The sequence below is a fragment of the Vibrio sp. V43_P6S15P86 genome (assembly GCF_009904725.1).
In the GTDB taxonomy this organism is placed as follows: domain Bacteria; phylum Pseudomonadota; class Gammaproteobacteria; order Enterobacterales; family Vibrionaceae; genus Vibrio; species Vibrio diabolicus.
Window position 1 is genome coordinate 1 of the sequence record NZ_WXWT01000003.1, and the last position, 5,718, is coordinate 5,718.

At 42.7% G+C, this 5,718-nt stretch carries 6 protein-coding genes; all 6 read right to left on the reverse strand.

The features are described from left to right. Window positions 1-67: 67 nt before the first annotated feature. Window positions 68-1,018 (reverse strand): iron chelate uptake ABC transporter permease subunit VctG, encoded by a 951-nt coding sequence (gene vctG, locus CAG69_RS00095; protein WP_161442085.1) that lies wholly within the window; start codon window positions 1,016-1,018, stop codon window positions 68-70. Further along, window positions 1,011-1,946, reverse strand: coding sequence for an iron chelate uptake ABC transporter permease subunit VctD (gene vctD, locus CAG69_RS00100; RefSeq protein WP_161442087.1), 936 nt, complete (start codon window positions 1,944-1,946; stop codon window positions 1,011-1,013). The genes vctG and vctD overlap by 8 nt, the downstream gene beginning before the upstream one ends. 22 nt (window positions 1,947-1,968) lie before the next feature. Beyond that, window positions 1,969-2,877, reverse strand: coding sequence for a siderophore ABC transporter substrate-binding protein (locus CAG69_RS00105; RefSeq protein WP_134645591.1), 909 nt, complete (start codon window positions 2,875-2,877; stop codon window positions 1,969-1,971). Window positions 2,878-3,040: 163 nt separating this feature from the next. After that, a complete protein-coding gene (locus tag CAG69_RS00110; RefSeq protein WP_161442089.1) occupies window positions 3,041-3,721 on the reverse strand; it encodes a Crp/Fnr family transcriptional regulator in 681 nt (226 codons plus the stop codon). Window positions 3,722-3,853: 132 nt separating this feature from the next. Continuing rightward, window positions 3,854-4,585, reverse strand: a complete 732-nt coding sequence (locus CAG69_RS00115) for a nucleoside phosphorylase (RefSeq protein WP_161442091.1) — start codon at window positions 4,583-4,585, stop codon at window positions 3,854-3,856. Window positions 4,586-4,595: 10 nt separating this feature from the next. Continuing rightward, window positions 4,596-5,327 carry a nicotinamide riboside transporter PnuC gene (gene pnuC, locus CAG69_RS00120; RefSeq protein WP_005397168.1) on the reverse strand — a complete coding sequence of 244 codons (732 nt, stop codon included), beginning with the start codon at window positions 5,325-5,327 and terminating at the stop codon, window positions 4,596-4,598. Window positions 5,328-5,718 lie beyond the last annotated feature (391 nt).

Below are 5,718 nucleotides of genomic sequence, written 5' to 3' on the forward strand. Positions count from 1 at the left end.
TTCTTGGCTTCGTCTACGACTTTGTTTGACCCGAAAGCCTTCGTTAATTTGTCTATTACTATCATATTTATACAACTTTGTTTTTCAGCAGCAGGTATAAGAAATACGCACCGCCGATAAAGTTAATTACGACACTCAACGTCGTCTCAAAACTGAACACGTTTTCGATTATCCATTGCCCAGCAAGTAGTGAACTGATGGATAGAAACGAACATCCGACCAATAGCGTTTTGTGTTGGTAACTTCGGAACATTTCTCGGCTTAAGTTGGTCACCAGCAAACCAAAGAACATGATTGGTCCCACTAGAGCCGTAGAAATAGCAATCAGAACCGCCGAGATAATGAATACATTTCGCGTCACCTTAGGTACGTCGACGCCCAAACTTTTCGCATTGTCTTGGTCGAGCCAAAACACATCTAAAGTGTGATGCATACTAAATAGCAACCAACATGCAAACATCAAAGCTGGTGCACTAAAGTAAACCAAATTCACTTTGACATTATTAAAGCTGGCGTAAAGTTTCGATTGAACGATTGCAAACGTATTTGGATCCATCAGCAAAGAGAAAAATGACGCTGCATTGGAAAATAGCTGGCCAAAGATCAAGCCGACCAATAGCAACGTAATCAAGTTCTTGCTTCCTTTAGAAAAGTAAAAACCAAACAACAATAACGAAAACGACACCATTACAATTACGGCAATCGCGAAATTGACGTACAAGTTAAGAACTAAAGTACTCAAACCACCAAAAATCAGCACGATCAAAATTTGCGTCAACACATACAACGCATCAAACCCCATGATACTTGGCGTTAAAATTCGGTTGTGCGTAATGGTTTGAAATACAAGTGAAGACTGAGCAATAGCCACACCCGCTAGCACTATCGCCAATACTTTAGGAACTCTACGAGATAAAAAATACTGGTAGTTGTCAGCTGTTAGCCCAATACCAATAAACAAACATGCGAAAAGTACCGCAATGCCACCTAGCAGTAGGATTTTCGTTGAATCACGCATGTTGCTTACCTCGCAACAACATCGCGATGAATACCACACCACCCAATATGCTGATCACGATAGAGATTGGCATTTCATGAGGGAAGATAATCAAACGACTCACCAAGTCGCAACACAGCACTAGAGTCGCCCCATACATGGCCGTAAGCGGAATGTTCTTTTTGAGGTTATCACCATAAAAGTGACTCACGAGGTTCGGCACAATCAGACCAAGGAATGGCAGCTGCCCCACAATCATCACGACACTTGCTGACATGATTGACACCAATAGCACGCCAATCGTCACAACCTGCTGATAATTCAAACCCAAGTTAATCGCGAAATCTTTTCCGATACCTACGGCAGAGATCCTTGCGGCAAAAAGATAGCTGAGGATAACCATTGGTACCGCGATGTACAGCAGTTCAAAATCACCACGCAAGATGTTGGCGAAGTTTGCGACTGTCCAAGCATTCAGACTTTGAAGTGCATCGTATTTGTAAGCGATAAACGTGGTCATGGATTGGATGACATTGCCGAAAATAATCCCGACAAGAGGCACAAAAACCACACTCTTAAATTGAATGCGCTGAATAAAGAAAATAAACGCCAGCGTCCCAAATACCGAGATACCAAAGACAAGCCATAGGTGATTGTCGTTGCCAAAGAAAACCACGCTCAGTACGTAGCCCAACATGGCACATTCGATCGTACCAGTTGTAGAAGGTGCCGCGAATCGGTTCTGGCTGATTTGCTGCATGACAAGACCCGCAATACTCAAGCCAGCACCAGCGAGTAATATGGCAAATAAACGTGGTATACGGCTGGTAAAGAAAAGCTCTAATGCTTTCTCATCACCCGAAAAGAGTTGTTGGGGCGTCATGTTTGCCACCCCAACAAATAACGAAACCGTGCTTAAAACCACAAGGGTTAGCAATAACTTTTTCAAAGTTAACCTCTGCTATCTTGGATTACAGTTCAACGGTTTGCTTGATCTCACTGACCATTTTTTCTGTTGCAGTCACACCAGACATCGACAAGTACCACGCGTCCACATCTAAATAAGTGATTTTGTGATTCTTATATGCGGCGGTTGCTTTGACTAAGTCGTTATCCATGGACTTACGAATATCGTTATCTGGCGTGCCTTTCAGCGAATTGCGGTCAACTACGAGTATATTTTTCGGGTTCGCTTCACGAATAAATTCATAAGAAATAACATCTCCGTGAGTGCCCGTTTTCACGTGTTCAACCGTTTCCAAGAAACCGAAATCGTTATAAATCACACCAAATCGCGATTGAGCTCCAAACGCACTGATGTTGTCACCCATGCTTAAAATCGTTAACGCATCATTGTTATTTGATTGATTGTAGTCACGGATTGCTTTGAATTGAGCATCTAGCGCTTCAATTTTCTGCTCTACTTTTTCTTCGATATCGAAGATTTTACCAATATTGCGCCACTGTGCTTGCGTACCTTCCCAATAACCTTGATTTTCTTTCGCAGCAAAAACGACCGTAGGAGCAATTTCACTCAGCTCTTCATATTTCGCAGACGCTCGCGGACCAACCAATATCAAATCCGGTTTTTGCATGTAAATGGTTTCAAAGTCAGGTTCAAACAAACTACCCGCAGAGGTGTAGTTATCTTTGCTGTATTTTGAAAGGTAGCTAGGCAGATTAGAAGAGTTAGAGACTGCAACAGGATCGATACCAAAGTTGTCCAGCGCATCTAGCGGACCAAAGCCAATCACAACCACGCGTTCTGGTGATTGCTCTAGCTCGGTTTGACCCATGTAATGGTCAATCACAACCTTAGCAGCGAAAGAAGGAGAAACAGTAAATAGCGACAACATAGCCGCACCGACGAATTTTTTCATTTTGTTAAGCCTTAATGAGATCTATTATCATGCGCGTTCGCAATATAACGTTACTCTTTACTGCATTCAACAAAATTTAAGGTACTTTACATTAGTTACGCTTATTCGAGCTTCAACTATATCAAAGACTTATAAAAACCATTCATTGCAATACCTAGGTGTATCATTCATGCGCTTCGATAAATGCTTTAAGTGCAAGCTCATCAATAATCTCCAACCCGTTTTCCGTTTTTGCAATCAATCCCTTTTCAATCAAATCTTTAACTGCACGTCGATAAACACGACCAGAAGTACCAAATCGCTCAGCTTCTTGATTTACTTTGTCAAAGCCACCGAGCAATGTGCTGGTTTGATTACGGACGAAAAGATCATACGCAATATTATAAGTAATGGGATGCAATAACCGATTGGTATAGATATCCATAGAGTCTTGATAATCTTCGGCCAACGCTGAAGCAAAGAACACCATCATTTCTGGATGCTTTTGTAGCACTTCAGTTAGTTTTTGGATGCAGATGACATCAACCTGCATGTGCTCATCTGCAATCACATTCCATTGGCAAGGAGTCTGAGTGAAGTACTCCATTTCACCATAGATATGGTAGTCGCAGTTTGCCTCTCCTAATTGAAAGCGTCGCCCATTCGCGGCCAATATACTCATTGACACTCGACCTACCGGCACAACATATAAGTACTGAAGTTGCTCACCTTGACGGAGAATTTCTTCCCCAGCATCAAAGTAACGCGTACTAATTTGACACTGATAGATCATCTCACGAAAGGCAAGGCTCTTTTTTTCAAGGTATGTTTTGAAGCGGCCAGTTGGATACGGGCTGATTTTCATTCTCTGCTCTCTCAGAAAAGTTACTGATAACTATCTCAGGTGGATTGTACCCCGTAACACCAAATAAAAAAGCGACAGTGGCCTGTCGCTTTACATTCATTGATTTATAAGAGTTACTGAAGTTAGTACGGACTATCTCTGAGCAATCAACGCTTCTAGCGCCGTCATTGCAGCAAGCTTCTCACCTTGCATCATTACTTTCGCTTCATCAACGTACTGGCCAACCCCTTCTTTCACATCTTGTTGATACAAAACGACGTTATTTAAGATCGAAGCCACATGAAGGCCACGTAATCGGCCAACGGCAAACAGAGCTGAGGTTTCCATATCGGCACCTAAGACGCCCTTCTTGTTCCAGTATTGGCATATCGCATCTTCGTCATCGGTATAGAAACTGTCGTGAGAACGTACCACACCGAAATGATAACGCGCCTCTTGTACTGACAGGTAACGCTCAACTTCCTTTAATAAGGAAAAGCTTGCGTACGCCGGATAAGCCGAATCCACATACGCTTTGGAGCCGCCTTCATCTCTTACCGCACCTTCGGCAATGATCAGCTCGCCAAGCTGAATCCCAGATTGCATCGCACCTGCCGATCCAACACGTACCACATGAGTTACGCCGCACTGTTTTAGCTCTTCTATCGCAATGATCATTGATGGCGCGCCGATGCCTGTGCTGCATACTGAAACAGGCTGGTCTTTGTATTTGCCAGTAAAAACACGGTACTCGCGATTTTCCGAGATCATTTCTGCATCATCCAATAATGCGGCAATACGATTAGCTCGGTCTGGCTCACCACATACAATGACGAGAGGAGCGACTTGTGTTTCATCAACACCAATATGAGGTTGTTTCGCCATTTTTCGTTCCTTAAGCTGCAGCTTGAGCTAAGGTTTTATCGCCATTGCGCTTGGCGCTACGGGCCCATTCACGCGTACCATTGGCAGCAATGAACATCAAAATCGCATACTGAACAGACATCGCATAAACACCCTGTGTCGCGTAGATACCAACACTGATGATGTTAATCACAACCCAAAGAATCCAGTTTTCCACATATTTACGTGTCATCAGAATTTGTGCAACAACAGAAAGTACTGTCATGGTTGCATCCCAAAACGGGAACGCATCAGGTTCAAGTACCGGATCAGCCAAACCTGCACCAAATAGATTCAAGCTATCAACAGCAATGTTTGCTAATGCAAAGAAAAAAGGGTCGATGTAGATGGTTAACAACGCGATAGACACAACGCTAATAGAAGCAGTGGCGATGAGTTTCTGTTTGTTTAACCAGCGTACTTCCAGCGTTTCACCTTCCGCGTTTGGACGAGTCCACGCATACCAACCGTAAATGTTCGCACAGAAGAAAAACAGTTGAAGAAGTAATAATCCGTATAACTGAATTTGGAAAAAGATAACGGCAAAAAGAGTGACATTCAGCAAACCGAATAAGTAGTTGATGGTTTTTTCTTGGCTAGCAAACCAAATGCAAAGCAATCCAAAAACCGTACCGAAAGCTTCGATCCAACTCATTGCGTAACCGCCGCCAATTGGAATGTTAACCAGGGTGTTGTTTATATCGAGTAAGGCAAGTAGGTCCATGTCGATGTCCTTTATTATTTTGTTTGGGAATATGCCTATATTAGGGCGTGACACCTAACAAAAAGGAGGACATTTGTCCCCCTCTTGATGCACTCGATCATAATTCAGTTCAATATTTGCTTGAAAGCAATAAATGACTCAATTGAACCGCTAGGAAATTAACACGCCTAAGAATCCAAACCTAAATAGCGCTTTTTGAATGCGGAAGCTGATGCAAATAAAGCTGACGCCAAAAGTGTAATAACAAACCCAATTGCGTACTCGAATGCTTCATTCACCAAGAGCTGATAACAGCTCACAAAAAAAATCAGTATGACCGCAATAACATTAACTCGGTGAAACCAAGGATGCTTTACGGAGAACTTAGCGTAACCTTTTGATAACATTTAAC

Excerpts from the sequence above, each read along its gene's own strand:
- CAG69_RS00110 (WP_161442089.1), bottom strand. The coding sequence starts at position 3,721 with ATGAAAATCAGCCCGTATCCAACTGGCCGCTTCAAAACATACCTTGAA.
- CAG69_RS00115 (WP_161442091.1), bottom strand. The coding sequence starts at position 4,585 with ATGGCGAAACAACCTCATATTGGTGTTGATGAAACACAAGTCGCTCCT.
- vctG (WP_161442085.1), bottom strand. The coding sequence starts at position 1,018 with ATGCGTGATTCAACGAAAATCCTACTGCTAGGTGGCATTGCGGTACTT.
- CAG69_RS00105 (WP_134645591.1), bottom strand. The coding sequence starts at position 2,877 with ATGAAAAAATTCGTCGGTGCGGCTATGTTGTCGCTATTTACTGTTTCT.
- pnuC (WP_005397168.1), bottom strand. The coding sequence starts at position 5,327 with ATGGACCTACTTGCCTTACTCGATATAAACAACACCCTGGTTAACATT.